The sequence below is a fragment of the Streptomyces sp. UC4497 genome (assembly GCF_054871485.1).
In genome coordinates this window covers 231,730-254,519 of the sequence record NZ_JBTYHB010000006.1, presented here as the reverse complement: position 1 = coordinate 254,519, position 22,790 = coordinate 231,730, and the positions used below count along the sequence as shown (strand labels likewise).

Annotated in this window: 16 protein-coding genes; 8 read left to right on the top strand and 8 right to left on the bottom strand. The window is 71.8% G+C overall.

Annotated features, from left to right (window positions below; genetic code table 11):
• Positions 1 to 42 precede the first annotated feature (42 nt).
• Positions 43 to 1,008, top strand: coding sequence for a cation diffusion facilitator family transporter (locus tag ACYSUO_RS11540; protein ID WP_461775966.1), 966 nt, complete (start codon positions 43 to 45; stop codon positions 1,006 to 1,008).
• Positions 1,009 to 1,150: 142 nt separating this feature from the next.
• Here ACYSUO_RS11540 and ACYSUO_RS11535 read toward each other — a convergent pair whose 3' ends face one another.
• Together ACYSUO_RS11535 and ACYSUO_RS11530 are read right to left on the bottom strand one after the other, a co-directional pair.
• Positions 1,151 to 1,951, bottom strand: coding sequence for a phosphatase (locus ACYSUO_RS11535; protein WP_461775965.1), 801 nt, complete (start codon positions 1,949 to 1,951; stop codon positions 1,151 to 1,153).
• Between the two features lie 63 nt (positions 1,952 to 2,014).
• A complete protein-coding gene (locus ACYSUO_RS11530) occupies positions 2,015 to 3,427 on the bottom strand; it encodes a PucR family transcriptional regulator (RefSeq protein WP_461775964.1) in 1,413 nt (470 codons plus the stop codon).
• Between the two features lie 206 nt (positions 3,428 to 3,633).
• Here ACYSUO_RS11530 and ACYSUO_RS11525 point away from each other — a divergent pair, with 206 nt between their 5' ends.
• Genes ACYSUO_RS11525 through ACYSUO_RS11515 form a run of 3 tightly spaced genes read left to right on the top strand, consistent with a single transcriptional unit; the run spans position 3,634 to position 7,854 of the window.
• Positions 3,634 to 5,109, top strand: coding sequence for a sodium:solute symporter family protein (locus ACYSUO_RS11525; RefSeq protein ID WP_461775963.1), 1,476 nt, complete (start codon positions 3,634 to 3,636; stop codon positions 5,107 to 5,109).
• A 48-nt stretch (positions 5,110 to 5,157) separates the two neighbouring features.
• Positions 5,158 to 6,150, top strand: coding sequence for an agmatinase (gene speB, locus ACYSUO_RS11520; RefSeq protein WP_422407456.1), 993 nt, complete (start codon positions 5,158 to 5,160; stop codon positions 6,148 to 6,150).
• A gap of 30 nt (positions 6,151 to 6,180) precedes the next feature.
• Positions 6,181 to 7,854: a thiamine pyrophosphate-binding protein gene (locus tag ACYSUO_RS11515; protein ID WP_461775962.1), complete on the top strand. Its 1,674-nt coding sequence runs from the start codon at positions 6,181 to 6,183 to the stop codon at positions 7,852 to 7,854.
• A gap of 40 nt (positions 7,855 to 7,894) precedes the next feature.
• On the opposite strand, the gene ACYSUO_RS11510 is transcribed toward ACYSUO_RS11515, so the two are convergent.
• Entirely contained in the window at positions 7,895 to 8,713 is an 819-nt protein-coding gene (locus ACYSUO_RS11510) for an endonuclease I family protein (protein WP_461775961.1), read from the bottom strand.
• A gap of 153 nt (positions 8,714 to 8,866) precedes the next feature.
• Positions 8,867 to 11,074, bottom strand: coding sequence for an ArnT family glycosyltransferase (locus tag ACYSUO_RS11505; RefSeq protein ID WP_461775960.1), 2,208 nt, complete (start codon positions 11,072 to 11,074; stop codon positions 8,867 to 8,869).
• Positions 11,075 to 11,242: 168 nt separating this feature from the next.
• On the opposite strand from ACYSUO_RS11505, the gene ACYSUO_RS11500 reads away from it, so the two are divergent.
• The 3 genes from ACYSUO_RS11500 (at position 11,243) to ACYSUO_RS11490 (ending at position 16,644) form a co-directional block, all read left to right on the top strand.
• Positions 11,243 to 12,268: an esterase-like activity of phytase family protein gene (locus ACYSUO_RS11500; protein ID WP_461775959.1), complete on the top strand. Its 1,026-nt coding sequence runs from the start codon at positions 11,243 to 11,245 to the stop codon at positions 12,266 to 12,268.
• 109 nt (positions 12,269 to 12,377) lie between these two features.
• The gene (locus ACYSUO_RS11495) at positions 12,378 to 16,112 is read left to right on the top strand and encodes an ABC transporter ATP-binding protein (protein ID WP_461775958.1); all 3,735 of its coding nucleotides are present in this window, start codon (positions 12,378 to 12,380) and stop codon (positions 16,110 to 16,112) included.
• Between the two features lie 106 nt (positions 16,113 to 16,218).
• The gene (locus ACYSUO_RS11490) at positions 16,219 to 16,644 is read left to right on the top strand and encodes a hypothetical protein (RefSeq protein WP_461775957.1); all 426 of its coding nucleotides are present in this window, start codon (positions 16,219 to 16,221) and stop codon (positions 16,642 to 16,644) included.
• Positions 16,645 to 16,698: 54 nt separating this feature from the next.
• Here the strand turns inward: ACYSUO_RS11490 and ACYSUO_RS11485 are convergent, their stop codons facing one another.
• The 3 genes from ACYSUO_RS11485 to ACYSUO_RS11475 form a co-directional block, all read right to left on the bottom strand.
• Positions 16,699 to 17,301, bottom strand: a complete 603-nt coding sequence (locus ACYSUO_RS11485) for a hypothetical protein (protein WP_461775956.1) — start codon at positions 17,299 to 17,301, stop codon at positions 16,699 to 16,701.
• Positions 17,302 to 17,427: 126 nt separating this feature from the next.
• A complete protein-coding gene (locus ACYSUO_RS11480; RefSeq protein WP_461776026.1) occupies positions 17,428 to 19,236 on the bottom strand; it encodes a glycoside hydrolase family 3 protein in 1,809 nt (602 codons plus the stop codon).
• A 453-nt stretch (positions 19,237 to 19,689) separates the two neighbouring features.
• On the bottom strand, positions 19,690 to 20,613 hold the full coding sequence (locus tag ACYSUO_RS11475) for a LysR family transcriptional regulator (RefSeq protein WP_461775955.1): 924 nt from the start codon (positions 20,611 to 20,613) through the stop codon (positions 19,690 to 19,692).
• 103 nt (positions 20,614 to 20,716) lie between these two features.
• On the opposite strand from ACYSUO_RS11475, the gene ACYSUO_RS11470 reads away from it, so the two are divergent.
• Entirely contained in the window at positions 20,717 to 21,781 is a 1,065-nt protein-coding gene (locus ACYSUO_RS11470; RefSeq protein ID WP_461775954.1) for an EamA family transporter, read from the top strand.
• Positions 21,782 to 21,988: 207 nt separating this feature from the next.
• On the opposite strand, the gene ACYSUO_RS11465 is transcribed toward ACYSUO_RS11470, so the two are convergent.
• On the bottom strand, positions 21,989 to 22,789 hold the full coding sequence (locus ACYSUO_RS11465; protein ID WP_461775953.1) for a sugar phosphate isomerase/epimerase family protein: 801 nt from the start codon (positions 22,787 to 22,789) through the stop codon (positions 21,989 to 21,991).
• Position 22,790: the final 1 nt, after the last annotated feature.

The following is a 22,790-nucleotide window of genomic DNA, read 5'->3' as shown; positions in this document are numbered from 1 at the left end:
CGTGGTTCGCGTTCCCTCCTGATCGGACATAACGTCCCGTACATGGATGAGCGTGCGGAAGAAGCGGGCGGGGAGAGCGTCTTCACGGTGGTCGTCGCCGCCGTGGCCAACCTGGGCATCGCCCTCGCGAAGGCCGTCGCCGGTGTCATCAGCGGCTCCAGCGCGATGCTCTCCGAGGCCGCGCACTCCTTCGCCGACACCGTCACGGAACTGCTGCTGCTCACTTCCCTGAAGCGCAGCGACAAGCCCGCCGACGAGGAGCATCCGCTCGGCTACGGCGGCGAGCGGTACGTATGGGCGCTGCTCGCGGCCGTCGCCACGTTCGTGGGTGGCGCGGTCTTCTCCCTGTACGACGGGATCCACACGCTCGTCGCGGGTGAGGAGCTGGGCGATCCGGTCGTGTCGTACGTGGTGCTGGCCGTGGCGTTCGTCCTGGAAGGGTTCTCGCTGCGCACCGCGGTCAAGCAGGCGCGGGGCGAGGCGGCCCGGGTGCGGGTGCCCTTCGGTACGTATCTGCGGCACACGCCCGACACGGCGGTGAAGGCGGTCGTACTGGAGGACAGTGCGGCGCTGGCAGGCCTGTTGCTCGCGGCCGGCGGGCTGCTCGGCTCGCAGCTCAGCGGGTCGGCGGCGTGGGACGGGGCGGCGTCCCTGTGCATCGGCGTGCTGCTGTTGTGGGTGGCGTGGGTGCTCGGGAGGTCCAACGCGGAGCTTCTGGTGGGGCGGCCGTTGCCGAAGCCCTTCCGGGACGAGATCCGGCAGATCGTGCTCGGGGTCGAGCACGTCGAGGCCGTCCTTGAGCTGACCACGCTGGTGCAGGGGCCGCGGGAGGCGTTGGTCGCGGCGAAGGTGGACTTCCGGGATGCGTCCACTGCGGCTCAGATCGAGTGGGCCTGCGAGGACGCTTCGCGGAGGATTCGGGAGAGGTTTCCTGCGGTGCGGCGAGTGTTTTTGGACCCGACCCCGGGGTTTGCGGCGCGCCGCACGGAGGGGCTCAATCCGTGGTAGTTCGCCCCCTGCGGGAGTTGAGTAGACGGCGCCGTGGCCGAGGCCTCGGGGCTCTGCCCCGGACCCCGCGAGTCTCGTCCCAGAGCGGGGCTAAATTTGCCCACCCGCCGCAGGGGATTGATTGGCCGAACCGGCGCAGCGATTAAATGAGCTCCGCCGCATCCAGCAGATACGCCGTCATCGGGTCATAGTGCCGCGGGCTCGTGACGTGGTCGTCCAAGGGGACCGTCACCTGCATCGTGCCCTCGGCCTCGCCCACGAAGAGCGCCGGGTCGTTGCAGTCCGCGTAACCGATGGAGTCGAGGCCCCGCTGCGCCGCGCACCCCGCCCAGCCGTGGTCGGCGACGACGAGATCCGGCTGCGGGCGGCCCTCACGGGCGAGGCCGTCGAGGATCGCGGCCATGGGGTCGGGGGAGTGCGTGTGCCACAGCGTCGCACCGCGCTCCAGCATCGCCACGTCCGCGAACTGGAAGACCATGCCCTCGTCCGTGGCCAGGCCCTCGGGGATCGTCATGATCTCGCAGCCCGCCGCGCGCAGCGCCGTCGCCGTTGCCCGGTGGACGTCGAGGAGGCCGCCGGGGTGGCCCGTGGCGAGCAGGACGCGCTGGTGGTCCTCCGCCGCCTTGCGCAGGCGCGCCGCCATGCGGTCCAGGGCGTCGACCGTCAGTTCCGGGTCGATGGTGTCCTGGCCGGAGAGGTGCCCGGCGTCCGGGACGACTCCGCAGCGTTCGGCCATGACGGCGAGCACGTCCTGCTCGTCGGTCCAGCGGTCGCCGAGCTCGAGCCCCAGCCAGTAGTGGCGGTCGCCGTTCGCGAGCTTGCGGTAGTGGGAGAGGTTGTTCTCGCGGGGCGTCGCCACGTCGCCCGCGATGCGGGTGCGGACGAGGTGGTCGATGAGGGCGGCGCGGGTCGGCGTATCGCTGGGCAGTCCGGGTATCGGCATACGCCCATTGTGCCGGGGGTCGCGGCGCGGCGGTGATCGGTTCCGGGGAGTGGACCCGCGGCGTCACCCCATGTGCCGGAGAGCGAACCAGAGTTCCATGCGGGTGTCCGGGTCGTCGACGTCCGCTTCCAGGAGTGTCGCGCAGCGGGCGATGCGCTGGCGGACCGTGTTGCGGTGGACGGTCAGGGCGAGGGCCGTGCCTTCCCAACTGCCGTGCAGGGAGAGCCAGGTGCGCAGGGTCTCCAGGAGCGCCGGCTTGCCGGACAGTGCGGCCAGGGTCGGCGCGGGGGTGTCGTCCGGGCGGTGGTGGGCCAGCGGGCTGCGGGTCGCCCGTGCGCGGGTGAGGGCGTTGGCCGCCTGGGTGTCGGCGAGCGGCAGGTCGCGGGCGAGGGCCGGGGCGCTGACGCCGAGCACGTGGCCCGTGTGCGCCGTGACGTCCTGGTCGGACGGGATCAGGGCGCGGGTGAGCGAGTCGTCCGCGGCGGTGGAGGTCAGCGGGGTCGCCAGGTCAGGGGCAGGGCGGGGCGTGAGCGGGCGGGCGTGGACCACCCGCCAGGTGGTGTCCGCGCCCAGCAGTTCCGTCGCCGCCTCCGCGCGGTCCGCGCCGAGCAGGAGGTCGACCAGGCTCGCCGCGCGGCGCGTGTCGCCGGTCGAGCGGTGTTCGCCGGTGAGGAGGGAGAGCAGGACGACCGCCGCTCCCGCGATCGTGTGGTCGCCCGGCGAGCGGACCTGCGTCGCGAGGCCGAGCGCGCCGCCCGTGCTCAGCGCGTACGCCGACAGATGCGTGCCGCCCACCGTGTCCGCGGCCGAGGACGGGGTGGGGAAGAGGTGCGTGGCGTGCGGGCGGACGACCGCCGTCAGTTCGGCGAGCGCCTCGCTCACGGCGCGCGGGGGACGCGTCCCCGCGTGGTGCGGCTCGTCGCCCTCCGGGGTGACGGCCACCGCGAACCCGCCGGTGCGCTGGGCGAGTTGACGCAGGACGGAGGGGAGCGGATCCGGCCGCGCCGCCGCCGAGGCCAACGCCTGCTGGGCCTCCGTGACCCGGCGCAGCTCCGCGTTCCTCGCCTGCGCCATCAGCTCCCACACGGCCCGCGCGACCCCGCTGAACGTGGTCCGCGGAGGGACTTCCAGGAGCGGGATTCCGAGGCGCTCGCAGGCCGCGACCAGCTCGGGCGGCACCGTGTCGAAGACCGGCGTCACACCGAAGCCGAGCGCCACCGCCCCGGACCGTGCGACCCGCTCCACGTACTCCTCGAAGTAGCCGCCGGCGGGCGCGGCGGGCGCGTGCACGCCCGCCGTCAGGAGCAGCTCGCCGCCCAGCAGGTACGGCTCCGGGTCCGTCAGCTCCGACGTGTGCGCCGCGTGCACGAGGACGTCCGCCGCGTCGGGCCCCGCGATCTGGCGAAGTCCCAGGTCGGCGCGGGAGAGCACCGCGGCGAGCGGAATGCCCGGCGTGGGCGGCGCGGTCACGGTCACCTGTGGATGATTCCTCTGCTCCGATCCGTATCAGTGGATGAAACGTACACTTCAGTGCTGCTTTTCGGCCACCTAGATTTCTTCCGACCGGTGGGTGCGGGTACGGGCGGATGTCCCCGACACCCCCAGGGGCCCAACAGGGGCTCCGCAGCCGGACAACTCCCCTGCACGACACGCCACCGAGGTGGACGAAGGAGGACGCCCCCATGGCCGTCGACTATGTAGTGATCGTCGTCTACCTGGCCGGGATGCTGGCGATGGGCTGGTGGGGCATGCGCCGCGCCAAGTCCAAGAGCGACTTCCTGGTCGCGGGCCGGCGCCTCGGCCCCGCCATGTACTCCGGGACCATGGCGGCCGTCGTGCTCGGTGGCGCCTCCACCATCGGCGGCGTCGGCCTCGGCTACCAGTACGGCCTGTCGGGCGCGTGGCTGGTGTTCACCATCGGCCTCGGCATCCTCGCCCTGTCGCTCTTCTTCTCGGCGCGCATCGCCCGCCTGAAGGTCTACACGGTCTCCGAGATGCTCGACCTGCGCTACGGCGGCGGCCGCACCGGGATGATCTCCGGCATCGTGATGTGGGCGTACACGCTGATGCTCGTGGTCACGTCCACCATCGCGTACGCGACGATCTTCGACGTCCTCTTCGACGTGCCGCGCACCCTGGCGATCATCGTCGGCGGCACCATCGTCGTCGCCTACTCGACGCTCGGCGGCATGTGGTCGATCACCATCACCGACATGGTCCAGTTCGTCGTGAAGACCATCGGCGTGCTGCTGATCCTGCTGCCGGTCGCCATCGTCAAGGCGGGTGGCTTCAGTGAGATGAAGGCCCAGCTGCCCACCTCGTACTTCGACCCGCTGGGCATCGGCGGCGAGACGATCTTCACGTACGTGCTGATCTATACGTTCGGCCTCCTCATCGGGCAGGACATCTGGCAGCGCGTCTTCACCGCCCGCAACGACAAGGTGGCCCGCTGGGGCGGTACCGCCTCCGGCATCTACTGCCTGGTCTACGCGATCGGCGGTGCCGTCATCGGCACGGCTGCGAAGGTCCTTTACCCGAAGGGGCTCGGCCAGGCCGACGAGGCGTTCGCGCAGATCGTCAAGGACGAGCTGCCCGTCGGTGTCCGCGGGCTCGTCCTCGCCGCCGCCCTCGCGGCCGTCATGTCGACGTCGTCCGGAGCGCTCATCGCCTGCGCCACCGTCGCCAACAACGACATCTGGAAGCGGCTGCGCGGCATCAAGGCCGAGGACGCGGGGGAGAGCGACCACGACGAGGTCAAGGGCAACCGGATGTTCATCCTCGGCCTCGGCGTCGTCGCGATCGTCATCTCGATCCTCCTCAACAACGTCGTCGAGGCGCTGACCGTCGCCTACAACCTGCTCGTCGGCGGGCTGCTCGTGCCCATCATCGGCGGGCTGGTCTGGAAGCGCGGCACGGGTCCTGCCGCCCTCGCCTCCGTCGCCGTCGGCGGTCTCACCGTCATCGGCGCGATGTGGCGCTACGGCATCCTCGCCAACCAGCCCGTGTACTACGGCCTCACCGCGTCACTCGTCGTCTACGTCGTCGTGTCGCTGGCCACCCGGCCCACCGACGCCGCCGTCCTCGCCAACTGGCGCGAGCGGCTCGCCGGGCGCGGCGCCGAGGAGCCCGAGCCGGCTCCCGCCGCCGTCACGCAGTAATCCCGTACGAACCCCGTACGCACTCGCAGGAAAGAAGGCATGCGCGCAATGAACAGCAACGAGACGCCCCGCGTTCCCAACGGCCCCACGGGCGCCGTCGGACCGGTCGACTCCTCCCGGGTCCCGCGCTACGCGGGTCCGGCGACGTTCGCCCGCCTGCCCCGGCTCGACGAGGTGGACGCCGCCGACGTGGCGGTCGTCGGCGTCCCCTTCGACACCGGTGTCTCCTACCGGCCCGGCGCCCGCTTCGGCGGCAACGCGATCCGCGAGGCGTCGCGTCTCCTGCGGCCCTACAACCCGGCGCAGGACGCGTCCCCGTTCTCGCTCGCGCAGGTCGCGGACGCCGGTGACATCGCCGCCAACCCGTTCAACATCAACGAGGCCGTCGACACCATCGAGGCCGCCGCCGACGACCTGCTCGGTTCCGGCGCCCGCATGATGACGCTCGGCGGCGACCACACCATCGCGCTGCCGCTGCTGCGAAGCGTCGCCAAGAAGCACGGCCCGGTCGCCCTGCTGCACTTCGACGCGCACCTCGACACCTGGGACACGTACTTCGGCGCCGAGTACACGCACGGCACCCCGTTCCGCCGCGCCGTCGAGGAGGGCATCCTCGACACCTCCGCCCTCTCCCACGTCGGCACGCGCGGCCCGCTGTACGGCCGCTCCGACCTCACGGAGGACGAGAAGCTCGGCTTCGGCATCGTCACCTCGGCCGACGTCTACCGCCGCGGCGCCGACGAGGTCGCCGACCAGCTGCGCCAGCGCATCGGCGACCGCCCGCTGTACATATCCATCGACATCGACTGCCTCGACCCGGCCCACGCGCCCGGCACCGGCACCCCGGAGGCGGGCGGCATGACCTCCCGCGAGCTCCTGGAGATCCTCCGCGGCCTTTCTTCGTGCAACCTGGTGTCAGCGGACGTCGTCGAGGTGGCGCCCGCGTACGACCACGCGGAGATCACGTCCGTCGCCGCCTCGCACACCGCGTACGAGCTGACGACGATCATGTCCCGCCAGATCGCCGACGCACGCGCGTAAGACATACGCGCCGAAGGAGACGGACCACCAGTGACGCACGACCACGACCTGGAACTGACGCCCACCCCCGAGCAGATCGCCGCGGCGCTCAACCCGCCCGCCGGGCGCAACGGCGGCGACCTCGTCGTCGAGACCCTGCACGGACTCGGCGCGGCCACCGTCTTCGGTCTCCCGGGGCAGCACGCGCTCGGCATGTTCGACGCGCTGCGCCGGTCGTCACTGCGGTACGTGGGGCTGCGCGTCGAGAACAACGCCGGGTTCGCGGCGGACGCGTACGGCCGGGTCACGGGAGAGGTGGCCCCGCTGCTCCTCTCCACGGGCCCCGGCTCGCTGATGTCGCTCGCCGCGCTCCAGGAGGCGGCGGCCGCTTCGGCGCCCGTGCTCGCGATCGGCAGTCAGATCCCGGTCGCGGGGCTCGGCGGCGGCCGCCACGGCTACCTGCACGAACTCCGCGACCAGCAGGCCTCGTTCCGGGACGTGGTCAAGTCCGTCCACACCGTCCGTACGCAGTCCCAGATCCCGTCGGCGATCGCCGCGGCCTGGGAGTCGGCGCTGAGCGCCCCGCACGGCCCGGTGTGGGTGGAGATCCCGCAGGACGTGCTCCTCGCCGAGACGACCCTTCCGGTCGTCACGGCGGTGGACGCGACCCCGCACGATCTGGTGCCGCGGCCCGAACTCACCGCCGTGGCCGCCGACTTGCTCGCCAAGGCCGAGCGCCCGGCGATCATCGCGGGCGGCGGCGTCGTGCGCGCCGACGCGACCGGCAAGCTCCTCGCGCTCGCCGAACGCGTCAACGCCCCCGTCGTCTCCACCTTCGGCGGCAAGGGCGCCTTCCCCTGGGAGCACCCGCTGTCGCTCCAGTCCTGGATGGAGGACCGGCACACGACGGACTTCCTGGAGGACGCGGACGTCCTGCTGGTGGTCGGCTCGGGACTCGGTGAACTCTCCTCGAACTACCACACGTTCAAGCCGCGCGGCCGCGTCATCCAGATCGAGGCCGACGCCGGCAAGCTGGAGTCCAACCACCCCGCCCTCGGCATCCACGCCGACGCACGGCTCGCGCTCCAGGCGCTGGCCGAGACGGTCGCCGAGCGCCCGGACGACACGGCGCCCGCGCGCGTCGCGGCGGTCCTGAAGGCCGTACGGGAACGTATCGACGCGCAGGAACTCACCCTGGAACAAGAGGTGTTGGCGTCGGTGCGCGAGGCGCTGCCGGCGTCGTCCCCGTCCTTCTGGGACATGACGATCCTCGCGTACTGGGCGTGGTCCGCGTGGCCGGGCGCCCTGCACTCGGCGCAGGGCGCGGGCGGCCTCGGCTACGGGTTCCCCGCGGCCATCGGCGCGGCCGCCGCCGACCCGACGACGCCCGTCCTCGCGGTCTCCGGCGACGGCGGGGCCATGTACTCCATCGCCGAACTGGCCACGGCCAAGCAGTACGACCTGAACGTCACCTGGCTCATCGTCGACGACGGCGGCTACGGCATCCTCCGCGAGTACATGACGGACGCCTTCGGCGAGGCCACGGCGACCGAGCTGGCCCGCCCCGACTTCGTGGCGCTCGCCGAGTCCTTCGGCGTCCCCGGGGTGCGGACCACCCCGGAGACACTCCGCGACGACCTGGCGAAGGCCTTCGCCGCGCCCGGACCGCGCGTCGTGGTGCTCCCGGCACTGCTCAGGATGTTCGCGCCCACGCACCTGGGCTGAGGCGGGCCGCGCCTACCGGACAGCGCCTACCGGACGGCGCCTACCAGATCGACCCGACCCACTCCGGGTGGTCGATGAACGGGTTGCGGTTGTGCTGGTAGGTGTCGTAGATGACCTCGTTGCGGTTCTGCTCGAAGGCGTCCGGCGGGTCCTCGTCGCTCCACTTCTTCAGGACCGACAGCTTGCCGATGTTCGGCGCGCTGCCGTTGTCCACGGAGTCGTTGGGTTCGAGGTCGGCGAAGGAGTCGTCGCCTTCGTAGCGGACCGCCATGTAGAGGATCATCCGTGCGACGTCGCCCTTGACGGCGTCGCGCGGCTCGAACGAGTCGGCGTCCGTGAGGTTGCCGGGGGCGCCGTCGACCGCGCTGCCGCCCTCGTCGAAGTCCTTGTTCCCGCGGATCGAGTTGACCGTGACGTCCTCGGGGCGCAGGTGGTGCAGGTCCGTGCCGGGGCCCGTCGCCGTGCCGAAGTCGCCGTGCGACTTGGCCCAGACGTGCTCGCGGTTCCAGTCGCCGCTGTCGCCGCCGTTGGCCGACTTCGCGCGTGAGGTGCCGCTGTAGAGCAGGATCACGTTGGAGCTGTTGGCCGGGTCCTGGTCGGTGGTCTTCAGGGCGTCCCAGACCGCGTCGTAGGAGAGCTTCGTCTGGTCGCTGATGATCGTGTGCAGCGCGCTCTTGAGCTCGGTGCCGGTCTTGCCTTCGGCGTCCTGGTAGTACGCGTCGTCGTACGCGGTGGTGACCGTGGTGGTGGCCGCGGTGGTCGGGGGCGCTGTCGCCGTCGCCGTCGCTGTGGGGAGGGCGACGGCGGCCAGTACGGCCGCGGTGGTGAGGGCGAAGGTGCGTATGTGGATTCCGGGCATGTGGGGTGTCCGTCCGTTCTACGCGGGTTGATTTGTTGGAACGGAGCGTGACATGAACACGTATGGATTGGGTGAATGCGAGGCGTCGATCGTGTGACGACAACGGCCCCTGACTGGGTGTCAGGGGCCGTTGGGGTGGAGGGAGTTACGGGGTCAGTCCACGTCGGACGCGTCCAGGCGGTACAGCGACTGCGAGTTCGAGCTGCTCGACTTCGAGCTCTTGGAGCTCTTGCTGTACTCGCTCTCCTTCACCGCCGTGCCGTGCTTCTTCACCCACTTCGTGACCGCGGAGCTGACGTCGTTGCTGCCGCCCATCGGGCCGCCCATGCCGCTCTCGCCGACCTGGATGTAGTGCAACTGGCCGCTCTCGACCAGCTTCTTGAGCTTGGCGACGGTCATGCCCTTGTCGGAGCCGGTGAAGCCGTACATCGAGATGACGGGCTTCTTCGTGCTCAGGATGACCTGCGCGGCGGACTGCGAATTGGACACCGCGAGCAGCCACTTGGCGCCGTCCTGGTGCTTCTCCAGGTACTTGATCAGGTCGCTGGAGACGTTGCCGCCCATGCCACCTCCGCCCATGCCGCCGCGTGTGGCTCCGCCGCGTTGGCCGGACTCCTGCTTACCGGAGCCGCCCGGCATCTCGCCGCCACCCGGCATGCCGCCCTCGGGCGCCTGACCGCCGCCGGGCATCTCGCCGCCGCCTGGCATCTCGCCGCCACCGGGCATCTCACCGCCCTGCTGCGAACCGCCACCCTGCTGGGAGCCGCCCTGCCGCTGGCCGCCGCCCGGCATCTCGCCGCCGCCGGGGAAGCCGCCACGGCCACCGCCACCGCCACCGGGGCCGCCCATGCCGCCACCCGTGGAGGGCCCGGCCGTCGGGTTCGAGCCGCCCATGCCGCCGCCCCCGCCGGAGGAGGAGAACGTCGTCGCGGAGGCGTACGCCGCCGGACCCGCCACCGACGCGACCACCGCGGCCGCCACCGCCACGGCGAGCAGCCGCAGCTTTCGGCCCGTGGACGTACGGAAGACGAGCAGACCCGCGATCGCGAGCGCCATGACGACGGCGATCACCGGCCACAGCCAGCTGTTCCAGCCGGAGGCGCGGCGCAGCAGCACCGCCGACCAGATCCCGGTCACGGCGAGCGCGACCGGCAGCACCCACGCCCACCGCTTGTCCGTACGGAATGCGCGCAGCAGCATCACGCCGCCACCGCCGCACAGCGCCGCGATGCCGGGGGCGACGGCGGTCGTGTAGTACGGGTGCATGGTGCCTTCGGCCGTGGCGAAGGTGACGTAGTGCAGGAGCAGCCAGCCGCCCCACAGCACGAGCGCGGCGCGGGTGATGTCGGTGCGCCTGGCGCGGCCGCACAGCACCAGACCGCCGACGAGCGCGATCGCCGCGAACGGGATCAGCCACGAGATCTGCCCGCCGAGCGTGTCGTTGAAGAGCCGGCCGAGGCCCGCGGCCCCGGAGAAGCCGCCGCCTCCGCCACCACCCCCGCCGTTGCCCTCGCCGCCGAGGATCCGGCCGAAGCCGTTGTAGCCCATGATCAGGTCCCAGGCGGAGCCGTCCGTCGAGCCGCCGATGTAGGGGCGGCTGTCGGCCGGGACGAGGGAGACGGCCGTGGCCCACCAGAGGCTGGAGACGGCGAGCACCACGGCGGCGAGCACCAGGTTGCGGACCTTCTTCGCCCAGCCGAGGTCGGACGCGTACACGTACACGGCGAACACCACGGGCAGCGCGATGTAGCCCTGGAGCATCTTGGTGTTGAAGGCCAGACCGAAGCACGCCGCGGAGGCCAGCAGCGGGAGCAGCCTGCCGTCACGTGTGGCCCGCAGCGCGAGGGCCGCGCCGCCCACCATCAGGAGCACCAGGAGGGTGTCCGGGTTGTTGTCCCGGTTGATGGCGACCGTGATCGGGGTCAGGGCGAGGACGAGGGCGGCGATGATCGCCGCCGCGTGGCCCCACACCCGCTTCACGGACGAGTGCAGGATCCAGATCGAGCCGAGCCCTGCGGCGACCTGCGGCAGCATCATCTGCCAGGTGCCGAAGCCGAGGATCCGGCAGGACAGGCTCATCACCATCAACGAGAACGGCGGCTTGTCCACCGTCAGGAAGTTGCCCGCGTCGATGGAGCCGAAGAACCAGGCCTTCCAGCTCTGCGTGCCGCTGTAGATCGCGGCGCTGTAGAAGCTGTTGAGGCTGCCCGACGACAGGTTCCAGGAGTACAGCACCCCGGCGAGCACGAGGATCGCGAGCAGCGCCGGCAGCGACCAGCGCGGCGTGCGGCGCACGCCCGGCGGTTCCACCGGCGGTGGGGGTGCGGGTGCGTGGGAATGCGATTCGGTCAAGGAGGTCACCACTGCACGGTGCACGGCCCCGGTGGGGGCGGGCTGTGGTGAAGCTGGGTGTCACCTGTGGATGCGGACCGGACATCGGTTCGCGCACCGCATCGTTCAGGATCGGCGCACCGCATCGTTCAGGAAAAGTCCGCCCCGGCGTCGCCGGCCGCGTCCTACGGTGACCCCATGTCGCGCAGATCAGTACGTTCCGTGCTCGCCCTCGTCGCCGTGTCGGCCGCCTGCCTGACCGTCTCCGGACCGGCGCACGCCGCCGGGGCGGCGGGGAACTGCTTCCCGTCCGTGTCCGTCACCGGCTACTCCGACGCCCTCGACAAGACGACGTACGACGGCACCTTCGTCGGCAACATCTCCGCGCTCGCCTCCGACCGGGGCGGGCGCCTCGCCGCGCTGTCCGACCGCTCGTCCCTGTTCACGCTGGACCGGCGCACGCTCGCGCCCCGCTCCGTGGCGCCGCTCGCCGACGAGAAGGGGGCCGCGCTCGACTCCGAAGGCCTGGTCGTCGACCGCGACGGCACGTACCTCGTCACGTCCGAGACCGAGCCCTCGATCCGCCGCTACGACCGGACGGGCGCCCGCATCCTCGACCGCCTCCCGGTCCCCGCCCGGCTCAAGGACCGGGCCACGGCCAACGCCTCCTTCGAGGGCCTGACCCTGCTGCCCGGCGGCCGTACCCTCCTCGCCTCCATGGAGTCCCCGCTCACCGGCGACGGCGTCAACCGGCTCCAGACCTGGCAGCGCACGCCCACGGGCTCCTTCGCGCCCGCCGCCCAGTACGGCTACCGCACCGACGCGAACCTCGGCATCTCCGAGGTCACCGCCGCCCCCGGCGGCCGCCTCCTCGTCCTGGAACGCGGCTTCACCAGCGGCGTCGGCAACACGATCCGGCTCTACGCCGCCGAACTCCGCGGCGCCACCGACGTTTCCGGCCGCGACACGCTCACCGGCTCCGAACCCGGCGTCCGCCTCGCCCACAAGACGCTCCTCGCCGACCTGGCGAACTGCCCGTCGCTCGGCGCCCCCGCCCACCAGCCCCAGCCCAACCCGCTGCTCGACAACATCGAGGCGATGACGGTCACGGGATCCACGGGCCGCGGCCCGCACGGCGCCCTCCGCCTGCTCCTCGCGAGCGACGACAACCAGAGCGCGAAACAGATCACCCGGTTCTACTCACTGACCGTATCCGCGCACTGACGCGCCCTGACGCGTACGGATTGTTACAGCGGGATGAAATCCGATCCCGCTCGCGTTGGCCCTTCGGCAGCTCAGGGCGAGTGGTCAAGCGAGCGTTAGGCGGCACGGAGTGGCGGAGAAACGGGGCTGGGCGAAACGACTGGCGGGATACGCATGGCGGCATCCCAAGGACGTCGTTCTCGCGCTCGGGGCCTCGCTCGGCGGCATGGGCGTCATGGCGCTCGTCCCGCTGATCACGAAGGTGATCATCGACGACGTGATCGGGAACCACTCCCGGTCCATGGCTGTGTGGGCGGGCGCCCTCATAGGCGCGGCCGTCGTCGTCTACGTCCTCGCGTTCGTCCGCCGCTACTACGGCGGCCGGCTCGCCCTCGACGTCCAGCACGATCTGCGCACCGAGATGTACGGGTCGATCACCCGGCTCGACGGCCGGCGCCAGGACGAGCTGTCGACCGGGCAGGTCGTGGGCCGCGCCACCAGTGACCTCCAGCTGATCCAGAGCCTGCTCTTCATGCTCCCGATGACCATCGGGAACGTTCTGCTGTTCGTCATCTCTCTGGTGATCATGGCGTGGCTGTCGCCGCCGCTGACCCTGGTCGCGCTCGCCGTCGCCCCCGCCATCTGGTTCATCGCCAAGCGCAGCCGCTCCCGGCTGCACCCCGCCACCTGGTACGCGCAGGCGCAGGCCGCCGCCGTGGCCGGGGTCGTCGACGGGTCCGTCAGCGGCGTCCGCGTCGTGAAGGGGTTCGGGCAGGAGGACCAGGAGACCGGGAAGCTCAAGACGGTCGGCCGCAGGCTCTTCGCGGGGCGGCTTCGTACCGTCCGGCTGAACTCGAAGTACACGCCGGCGCTCCAGGCCGTGCCCGCCCTCGGGCAGGTCGCCATGCTGGCCCTCGGCGGCTGGCTCGCGGTGCACGGGCAGGTCACGCTCGGCACGTTCGTCGCGTTCTCCTCGTACCTCGCGCAGCTCGTCGGGCCCGTCCGGATGCTCGCGGTCGTCCTCACCGTCGGGCAGCAGGCCCGCGCCGGTGTCGAGCGCGTCCTCGAACTGATCGACACCGAGCCGAGCCTCGTCGACGGTACGAAGGAACTGCCCGCGGACGCCCCCGCGACCGTCGAGTTCGACGACGTGTCCTTCACGTACTCGGACGCCGAACACGCCGTCCTCGACGGCCTCTCCCTGGAGATCAGGGCCGGTGAGACCCTCGCCGTCGTCGGCTCCTCCGGCTCCGGCAAGTCCACCGTCTCCCTCCTGCTCCCGCGCTTCTACGACATCACGCACGGCGCCGTCCTCGTCGGCGGCCACGACGTGCGCGAGCTGACGACGGCGTCGCTGCGCTCCGCGATCGGGCTCGTCCCGGAGGACTCGTTCCTGTTCTCCGACTCCGTCGGCGCCAACATCGCGTACGGCACCCCGGACGCGACGCAGGAACAGATCGAGACGGCCGCGCGCGCCGCGCAGGCCCACGAGTTCATCAGCGCGCTGCCCGCGGGCTACGACACCAAGGTCGGCGAGCACGGCCTCACCCTCTCCGGCGGCCAGCGCCAGCGCGTCGCGCTCGCCCGCGCCATCCTCACCGACCCCCGCCTCCTCGTCCTCGACGACGCGACGTCCGCCGTGGACGCCCGCGTCGAGCACGAGATCCACGAGGCCCTTGCCCACGTGATGGCGGGCCGCACCACGCTGCTCATCGCGCACCGCCGCTCCACCCTCGGCCTCGCCGACCGGATCGCCGTCCTCGACGGCGGGCGGCTCGCCGCGATCGGCACGCACGAGGAGCTGGAGGCCGGATCGCCGCTGTACCGGCGCCTGCTCACCGATCCCGACGAGCTGGGCGGGGTGTCGCCGGGACACGTCCCGCCGACGGTTCATGAAACAGAGGACACCTCCGTACGCGAGGAGCTGGACGCCGAGTTCGACGCCGAACGCGGCGTCACCCCCAGGCTGTGGACGGGCGACCGCGAACCGCGGGACGCCGCGCTCGCCGGGACGCCCGCGACACCGGAACTCCTCGCGCAGGTCGACGCGCTGCCGCCGGCCACCGACACCCCCGACGTCGACGAGGCGCGGGCCGTCACCGCCGAGGAGTCGTACGGTCTGCGCCGTCTGCTGCGCGGCTTCCGGACGCCGCTGCTGATCAGCCTCGCGCTCGTCGCCGTCGACGCGGGCATGGGCCTGCTGCTGCCGATCCTCATCCGGCACGGCATCGACGAGGGCGTCTCGCAGCTCGCGATCGGCGCGGTGTGGACAGCGGCCGCGTTGGGCCTCGCCGCGGTGCTCGTGCAGTGGACCGCGCAGTTCGGCGAGACGCGGATGACGGGACGGACCGGCGAGCGGGTCCTGTACTCGCTCCGCCTGAAGATCTTCTCCCAGCTCCAGCGGCTCGGACTCGACTTCTACGAGCGGGAGTTGACGGGTCGGATCATGACCCGGATGACCACCGACGTGGACGCCCTGTCGACGTTCCTGCAGACCGGGCTCGTCACCGCGTTCGTCTCCCTCGTCACGTTCTTCGGCATCATGGTCGCGCTCCTCGTGATCGACGTACAGCTCGCGCTCGTCGTCTTCGCGACGCTGCCGCCGCTGATCATCGGGACGTTCTTCTTCCGGCGCTCCAGCGTCAAGGCGTACGAGCTGGCGCGCGAGCGGATCTCCGTCGTGAACGCCGACCTTCAGGAGACGGTGGCCGGGCTGCGGATCGTGCAGGCCTTCCGGCGCGAGAGGGACGGCCGCGAGAAGTTCGCGGCGGGCAGCGCCAGTTACCGCAAGGCGCGCATCCGCGGCCAGTGGCTGATCTCCGTGTACTTCCCGTTCGTACAGCTCCTGTCGGCCGTGGCGACGGCGGCCGTCCTCGCGGTGGGCGCGCACCGGATCGACGCGGGCACCCTCACGACCGGCGCGCTGGTCGCCTATCTCCTCTACATCGACCTGTTCTTCGCGCCCGTGCAGCAGCTGTCGCAGGTCTTCGACGGCTACCAGCAGGCCACCGTCTCGCTCGGCCGCATCCAGGAACTGCTGCGCGAGCCGACGTCGACGAAGAACGCCGAGCGCCCCCGCGAGGTGCCGTCGCTGCGCGGCGAGATCGCCTTCGAGGACGTCGACTTCGCGTACGGGTCGGCCGACGAGCCGGAGGTGGCGCTGAGCGGCGTGGACCTGCGCATCCCCGCCGGGCAGACCGTCGCGTTCGTCGGCGAGACCGGCGCGGGCAAGTCGACCCTCGTCAAGCTCGTCGCCCGGTTCTACGACCCGACGGCAGGACGGGTCACCGCCGATGGCATCGACCTGCGCGAGCTGGACATCACGGCGTACCGGCACCGCCTCGGCGTCGTCCCGCAGGAGGCCTACCTCTTCCCCGGCACGGTCCGCGACGCCATCGCGTACGGGCGGCCCGACGCGAGCGACGCGGAGGTGGAGGCGGCGGCGCGGGCGGTCGGCGCGCACGAGATGATCGCGACGCTCGACGGCGGCTACCTCCACGAGGTCGCCGAGCGCGGCCGCAACCTCTCCGCGGGGCAACGGCAGTTGATCGCCCTGGCCCGCGCCGAACTCGTCGACCCGGACATCCTCCTGCTCGACGAGGCGACCGCCGCCCTCGACCTCGCCACCGAGGCCCAGGTCAACCAGGCCACGGACCGCATCTCCGGCAAGCGCACCACCCTGGTCGTCGCCCACCGCCTGACGACGGCGGCCCGCGCGGACCGGGTGGTCGTGATGGACCACGGCCGCGTCGCGGAGGACGGCACGCACGACGAGCTGCTTCAACTGGGCGGGAAGTACGCCGCGCTGTGGCAGACGTTCCTGGGGGAGCCGGTGGAGGCGGGCGAGGTCAGCTCTTCGACGTGATGCCGGAGATCACACGGTCGTCGGCGGCGTCGGCACGCAACCGCCCCGCCCGTCTGTCGCGTCAGTTCAACAGTACGCTGGTGCGGATGTGACGGGAGGGGCTGCGGTGCGCGGACAAGGGCTCGGTGAGGGCGACATACGCACGCCGCGCGGGCCATGCCGGGTGCTCGCGCCGGCACTGTCCGTCCTGGTCGCCGCGGCCCTGCTGGTCCTCGGCGGGCCCACGGTCACCGGAGCCCAGGCCGCCTCGCTGTGCGGCGGACACCACGTCCGCACCCTGCGCTTCGAGACCGGCCGCACGGTCCTCTACAAGAACAACGGCTACGTCTGCGCCGTCACCTACGCCAAGCGCACCGGCGCCCGCCGCACCATGACCGTGAGCGTCCAGGCCCGCGGCAACCGGGCCGTCGCCGACAAGGGCCGCTACACCCGGCACGCGGGCCCGGTCACCGTGCACGCCGGACACCGCTGTGTCCGGGTGAAGGGCTCCGTGGGCACGAAGTCGGTACGCACCGGCTGGATCCTGTGCTGAACCGGGGCCACGGCCCGTGCGAGGCGGTGCCGGGCGGCAGGCCGGGGCGGCCCCTCACACCGTGACCGCGCACCCCACCGGCCTGCTTCCGCCCAGCGTCACGTAGAGCGTGGTCGACGGCGGGCAGGCCGAGCGGGACAGCACCGCCTCGGTCACCCGGTACTGCGGGGCGCGTGAGCCCGTGCCGGCGCAGGCCGTCTCCCGGACCTGGCCCCTGCCCGCCGCCGTGAGGCAGTCGCCGACGATCGTGCGGGGGCCGCCACCGCCGCCCGGGTCGCCGGGGTGCGGGGCATCGAGGTTGCGCATGCAGGCGTAGCCGCGGCCCACGGACCCGTCGCCGTTCTCGTCGGCCGCGGGCCGGTTCTCGCTGATGTGCAGCACGAAGTCGGTGCGGTCCGGGCACGCGGACCTGGCCTTCGGCTCCCCGTCGTGCCGGTCGAGGACCCGGGCCACGGCCCGCTCGCTGCGGCACGGCACCTCGTTGAACGACGCGCGCCCGCGCGAACTGCACTCGCCGGCCGCGAGGAACACCGCCCCGTACCCGGAGGACGTACGCGGGGAGGGATCGTCACCAGAGCCCGGGGAGCCCTGGCATCCGGCGAGCGCGAGCGCGAGCAGCGACACCGCGCACACCACCCCGACCAACCGCGCGAACATGGCATTCCCCCCGGTACACCCGTCCAGCGTGGCCCGTGGCAGCGGGCGCACGCCAGGTGTGCGGGGGGCTTTGCGTCAGTTGGGGGCTGGATGTGCCGATCACGGCGTACGCCCCCTACGGACGGATCAGTACGACAGCCCGTAGCCGATCGGGTAGAGGACCTGCGCCGGATCGTCGGCCTTCTGCACGGGCACCGGCAGCTTCCCGCGCGGCTCCGCCTTCCCGGCCAACACCCGTACCGCCGCCCGCAGTTCCACATCGATCCACGAGTACGCCGCCACGTGCGCGTCGGCGGCGGACAGCTGGGCGACGTCGTACGGGTTGCGCATCGACAGCGTGACGACCGGCACCCCGGTCGCGGCCACCGCGTTCACCAGCGACTGCTGCGCGCTGCCCTTGGCGACGTTGTACGTGCCGATGACCACCGCGTCCTTGCCCTCGGCCGCCGCCACGGCCTGCGCGATCACCGCCTGGGTGGGCGCCGTGCCGGTCGCGAGCACCGTGGCCGTGAAGCCGAGTTCGGTGAGCGCCGCGCCGATCACGGTGGTCGGCGGGCCGTCGCTGAGCGAGGGGGAGGCCGGGTTGGCACCGAGCACGAGCACGTTCTTGTGCGTGCGGCGGGACAGCGGCAGCAGCCCCTCCTTGTTGACCAGGAGCGTCGTCGTGCGCTCGGCGATCCGGTCGGCCGTCGCGAGGTGCGCGGGGGTGCCGACGGTGCGGTCGACGTCGGAATGCTTGACGTACGGATCCTTGAGGAGCCCCAGCTTCGACTTCAGTCGCAGCACGCGCAGGATCGACTCGTCGAGCCGCGCCTCGGTCAGCTCACCGCCCCGTACGGCCTCCAGCACCGCGTTCCACGAGACCGACAGGTCGGGCGGGTTGAGCAGCTGGTCGACGCCCGCCTTCAGCGCGAGCACCGGAACACGCTCGTCGCCGTACTTCGTCCGTACGCCCTCCATGCCGAGCGAGTCGGTCACCACGACGCCGTCGTAACCGAGTTGCTCGCGCAGGATGCCGGTGAGGATGGGGCGGGAGAGCGTCGCCGGGTCCTCGCTCGGGTCGAGCGCGGGGACGACGATGTGGGCCGTCATGATCGAGTCGATGCCGGCCGCGATCGCCGCCTTGAACGGCGGCGCGTCCAGCTCCTCCCACTGCTCGCGGGTGTGGCTGATGTACGGGATCCCGGTGTGGCTGTCCGTCGCGGTGTCGCCGTGTCCGGGGAAGTGCTTGGCCGTCGAGGCGATGTGCGAGGACTGGTAGCCCTTGACCTGCGCCGCCACGAGCCCGGCCACGGCTTTCGGGTCCGCGCCGAAGGAGCGTACGCCGATGACGGGGTTGGCCGGGTTGACGTTGACGTCGGCGTCGGGCGCGTAGTCCTGCCGGATGCCGATGGCGCGCAGCTCGGCCCCTGCGATCTGGCCCGCCTTGCGCGCGTCCCCCCGGGAGCCGCCCGCACCGAACGCCATCGCGCCGGGGAACAGGGTGGCGGGCTTGCCGACCCGGGCGACGATGCCGTGCTCCTGGTCGGTGGAGATCAACAGCGGTATCCGGGACGGCTGTTGGAGACCGGCCTTCTGGATCCCGTTGCTCAGGTCGGCTATCTGGTGCGGGTCGCGCACGTTGTGCGCCCACGCGAAGTAGATGATGCCGCCGAGCTTGTACTTGTCGATGAGCTCGGCGGCGGTGCGGACGCCGAGCTCCTTGAGGTTGGCGTCGATGTCGGCCTGGTCGGGGGCGGTGGCCGAGTGGCCGTACACCCGCATGACGAAGAGCTGGCCGACCTTCTCCTCCAGGGACATCTTGGAGATGAGCTTCTTGAGGGCCTGGTCGGACGCGGGGGCGCCCGCGGCCCGTGCGGTGGGGGCGCTGAGGCCGACCGCGGTGGCGCCGATGGTGGCGGCGGCGAGCACGGTACGTCTGGACAGTGGCACGATCGCTCCTTCCGGAGGAGGCGCGGACCCTGAAAATAACTTCCGCGCGCAACGAGTATCCGGAAAATTTCTGCCAGTCAAGAGCCCGCGCAGGCGCGGGAGTTGGCGGACGGCCTCATCGAGGAGGGGGCCGTCACCGGCACTATGGAGGGGGCGTACCGGTGACGGCGACGCTGCCGGCCGCAGGCGGCGGAGAGGGTTTGTCAGCGTTCGCAGCCAGCAGCGAGGCCGACACCGCACTGCGGTGACTCTCCGGCAGCGTGTCTTTGTGACGGAAGCATGATGGCGCGGGTTCCCGGAATTCGAGGATTCAGTGAAATAGGTGCGCAGGTGGTGAACGAGGCGGCCGTGACTGGGCCGTGGCCAGGGCTTGTCCGGGCCCTGGGCCTGTTTTGCCAGAAGGGCGCCAAGTCTGGTCCGCCAGAAGGGCGCCAAGTCTGGTCCGTCAGAAGGGCCCTAGGTCTGATCGGTCGCCCGCACCAGGCAGATGTCCCCTTGGGTGCGCAGCGCCTCGACGACCGCCCGGACCGCGGGGCGGCGCGATGTGCCGTCGCGCCACAGCGCGTACAGCCGCCGCCGTGGCACCGGTTCGAGTCGCACCGTGGCCACTCCGTCGGGCAGTGTCCCGCGCCCGAGCCGGGGGAGCACCGCGATGCCGAGGCCCGCCGCCACGAGAGCGGCCAGCGTCGGATTCTCCTCGGCCTGATGGGCGATGAGCGGCTCGAAGCCCGCGGAGCGCATCGTCCGCAGCAGCCAGTCGTGGCACACCCGGCCCGGCGGCTGCGACACCCACCGCTCGCCCCCGAGCTCCTCGCGGCGCACCGCGTCCCGGCCGGCCAGCGGATGCCCGGCGGGCACGACCAGATCGCACAAGTCGTCCCCGATCACGGCCTGTTCGACCCCGGCGGGGGCCGGCAGCGGAGCGATGTCCCAGTCGTGCGCGACGACGACGTCGACGGCGCCCTTCGCCACGAGGTCCACGGACAGATGAGGATCGACCTCGGAGAGCCGGGTGTCGAGCGCGGGATGCCGGGAGGCCAAATCGGCGAGCGCGCCGGGCAGCAGCCCGCGCGCGGCCGAGGCGAACGCGGCGATCGTCAGCCGCCCCGCCGGCACCCCGCGCCGCTCCTCGAGACCGGTCTCGGCGCGCTCCATGATGGCCATCAACTCACGTGCGGTCTCCGCGAGTTGCAGCGCCTCATCGGTGAGCCGGACGCCCCGCCCCTCCCGTTCGAGCAGCGCCGTGCGGGTCTCGCGCTCCAGCTTGGCGATCTGCTGCGAGACGGCGGACGGCGTGTAGCCGAGCGCGGTCGCGGCGGCGCCGACGGTGCCGTGCACGGAGACGGCGTGCAGAGCACGCAGCCGCTGCAGATCCAACATCCCCAGGCCCCCTGGTCCTTCCGATTCCGATTAGCAACGCTTCATCCAACCATGCAGCAACATTCGCTGGTGCTAAATGGTCCTGGCCGGTGATCCTCGACGCATGAAACCCGCGCACACCGGCCTCGCCGTACTCGTCGCCGCCCTGTGGGGCGTCAACTTCGTCGTCATCGACATCGGCCTCGACCACTTCCCGCCGCTCCTGTTCTGCGCCCTGCGCTTCCTGCTCGCGGCGCTGCCCGCGATCTTCTTCGTGGGGCGGCCGAGGGTGGCGTGGCGCTGGATCGTGGGGGTGGGGCTCGCGCTCGGCGTCGGCAAGTTCGGACTGCTCTTCGTGGGCATGAACGCGGGGATGCCGGCCGGCCTGTCCTCCCTGGTCCTCCAGATCCAGGCGGTCTTCACGGCGGTCATCGCCTTCGTGTTCCTGCGTGAACGCCCGGGCCGCGTGAGGGTATTGGGCATGGCGGTGGCGCTCGCGGGCATCGTGGTGGCGGCGGTCGACGAGGGTGGCTCGGGCCCGCTCGGCGCGTTCGCGCTCGTCCTGGTCGCGGCGGTCTTCTGGGGCGTGTCGAACGTCCTGACCCGCAAGGCGTCGCCCGAGGCCCCGTTCGCGTTCATGGTCTGGTCGAGCGCGGTCCCGGTGCTGCCGCTGCTCGCGCTGTCGGTGGTGTTCGAGGGCCCGGACCGCGACGCCGAGGCCCTGTCCTCCCTCGACCTCCCCGGCGCGGGGGCGATCCTCTACGTGGCGCTGGTGACGACCCTCTTCGGCTTCACCGCCTGGAGCGGTCTGCTGCGCCGCTACGACGCGTCGAGGGTGGCGCCGTACGCCCTGCTGGTCCCGGTCTTCGGCATGTCGTCGGCGACGATCTTCCTCGGCGAGCCGGTGAGCGCGCTCCAGTGGTGCGCGGCGGCGTTGCTGGTGGGCGGGGTGGCACTTACGTCCCGCGCGGGGGGCCGGTCACCGCTGCCGACGCCAAGGTCCGCGCCCCGGTCACCGCTGCCTACGCCACGGGGCTCCGCCCCGGACCCCGCGGGCTCTCGTTCGAAAGGCGGGCTTGATTTGCCCACCGCCTCGGGCGATTTGCCTCCTGTTCCTCAGGGCGCGTCAAAGCAAGCCGCTGTGTCGGGCGGTGACTCTCAATCCCCTGCGCAGGGTGGTCACTTCTAAGCCCTTGTGGCGGACAGGCACAGTCAAAGCCCCGGTGCCGGGTACGCAAAGTCATGCCCCTGCGCGGGCGCGCACCTTCAAGCCCCTGTGCCGGGCGTGCCCGGTCATGCCGCCGCGCCGGGTGGGCCAAATTAAGCCCCTGCGGCGTTTGAGCAGCGGGGTCCGGGGCGGAGCCCCGAGGCGTAGGCAACGGTGGGCGCAACAGGGCTACGCCGACTCGTTCAGCAGGCGCCCCAGGTGCTCCCGGCCCGCCCCGAGCAACTCAGGCAGCGGGGCCGCCGCCTCGTACCACCGCGCCTCGTACTCCCAGCACAACCACCCGTCCCACCCCTCCCGACTCAGCACCTCCACACACTCGGCCAACGGAAGCACCCCACCCCCCAGCGGCAGCGGCGTCGTGTCATCGGGCCCGGCGATGTCCTTCACCTGTACGTACCCCAGGTACGGGGACAGCGCCGCGTACGAAACCACCGGCTGCTCGCCCCCGAGCCACGTGTGCATCACGTCCCACAACGCCCCCACGTTCCGGTGGCCGACGGTCCCGAGGATGCGGGACGCGGCCGCCCCGGTCCGATGCGAGTCGTGCGTCTCCAGCAACACCCGCACACCCCGGTCCGCCGCATACTCGGCAGCGACGCCCAGCCGCCGGGCGGCCGTGGCATCCGCCTCCTCGGGGCCCTGCTCGTCGCCCCCGCCAGGGAAGACGCGTACGTACCGTGCGCCCAGGTCACGCGCGAGGTCCACCAGCGCCCGCACGTCGTCGAGCACCGGCCCGTCCTCGCCCGGCGCCGCCACACGCGCGTACCCGGCCACGCCGAGGACCTCGACCCCGGCGCTCTTGAACCGGGAGACGGCATCGGCCCGTTGCTCCCGGTCGATCCCGGGATGCACCGGCTCTTCGGGATGGGCACGCAGTTCGACGCCGTGATAGCCGTGCTCGGTGGCGAGCGCGAGCACGTCGTCGAGAGGGAGACCGGGGACACCGAGGGTGGAGAACGCCAGCTTCATG

Coding starts and splice junctions, on each gene's coding strand:
- ACYSUO_RS11540 (WP_461775966.1), top strand. CDS start 43: ATGGATGAGCGTGCGGAAGAAGCGGGCGGGGAGAGCGTCTTCACGGTG.
- ACYSUO_RS11535 (WP_461775965.1), bottom strand. CDS start 1,951: ATGCCGATACCCGGACTGCCCAGCGATACGCCGACCCGCGCCGCCCTC.
- ACYSUO_RS11525 (WP_461775963.1), top strand. CDS start 3,634: ATGGCCGTCGACTATGTAGTGATCGTCGTCTACCTGGCCGGGATGCTG.
- speB (WP_422407456.1), top strand. CDS start 5,158: ATGAACAGCAACGAGACGCCCCGCGTTCCCAACGGCCCCACGGGCGCC.
- ACYSUO_RS11510 (WP_461775961.1), bottom strand. CDS start 8,713: ATGCCCGGAATCCACATACGCACCTTCGCCCTCACCACCGCGGCCGTA.
- ACYSUO_RS11500 (WP_461775959.1), top strand. CDS start 11,243: ATGTCGCGCAGATCAGTACGTTCCGTGCTCGCCCTCGTCGCCGTGTCG.
- ACYSUO_RS11485 (WP_461775956.1), bottom strand. CDS start 17,301: ATGTTCGCGCGGTTGGTCGGGGTGGTGTGCGCGGTGTCGCTGCTCGCG.
- ACYSUO_RS11475 (WP_461775955.1), bottom strand. CDS start 20,613: ATGTTGGATCTGCAGCGGCTGCGTGCTCTGCACGCCGTCTCCGTGCAC.
- ACYSUO_RS11470 (WP_461775954.1), top strand. CDS start 20,717: ATGAAACCCGCGCACACCGGCCTCGCCGTACTCGTCGCCGCCCTGTGG.
- ACYSUO_RS11465 (WP_461775953.1), bottom strand. CDS start 22,789: ATGAAGCTGGCGTTCTCCACCCTCGGTGTCCCCGGTCTCCCTCTCGAC.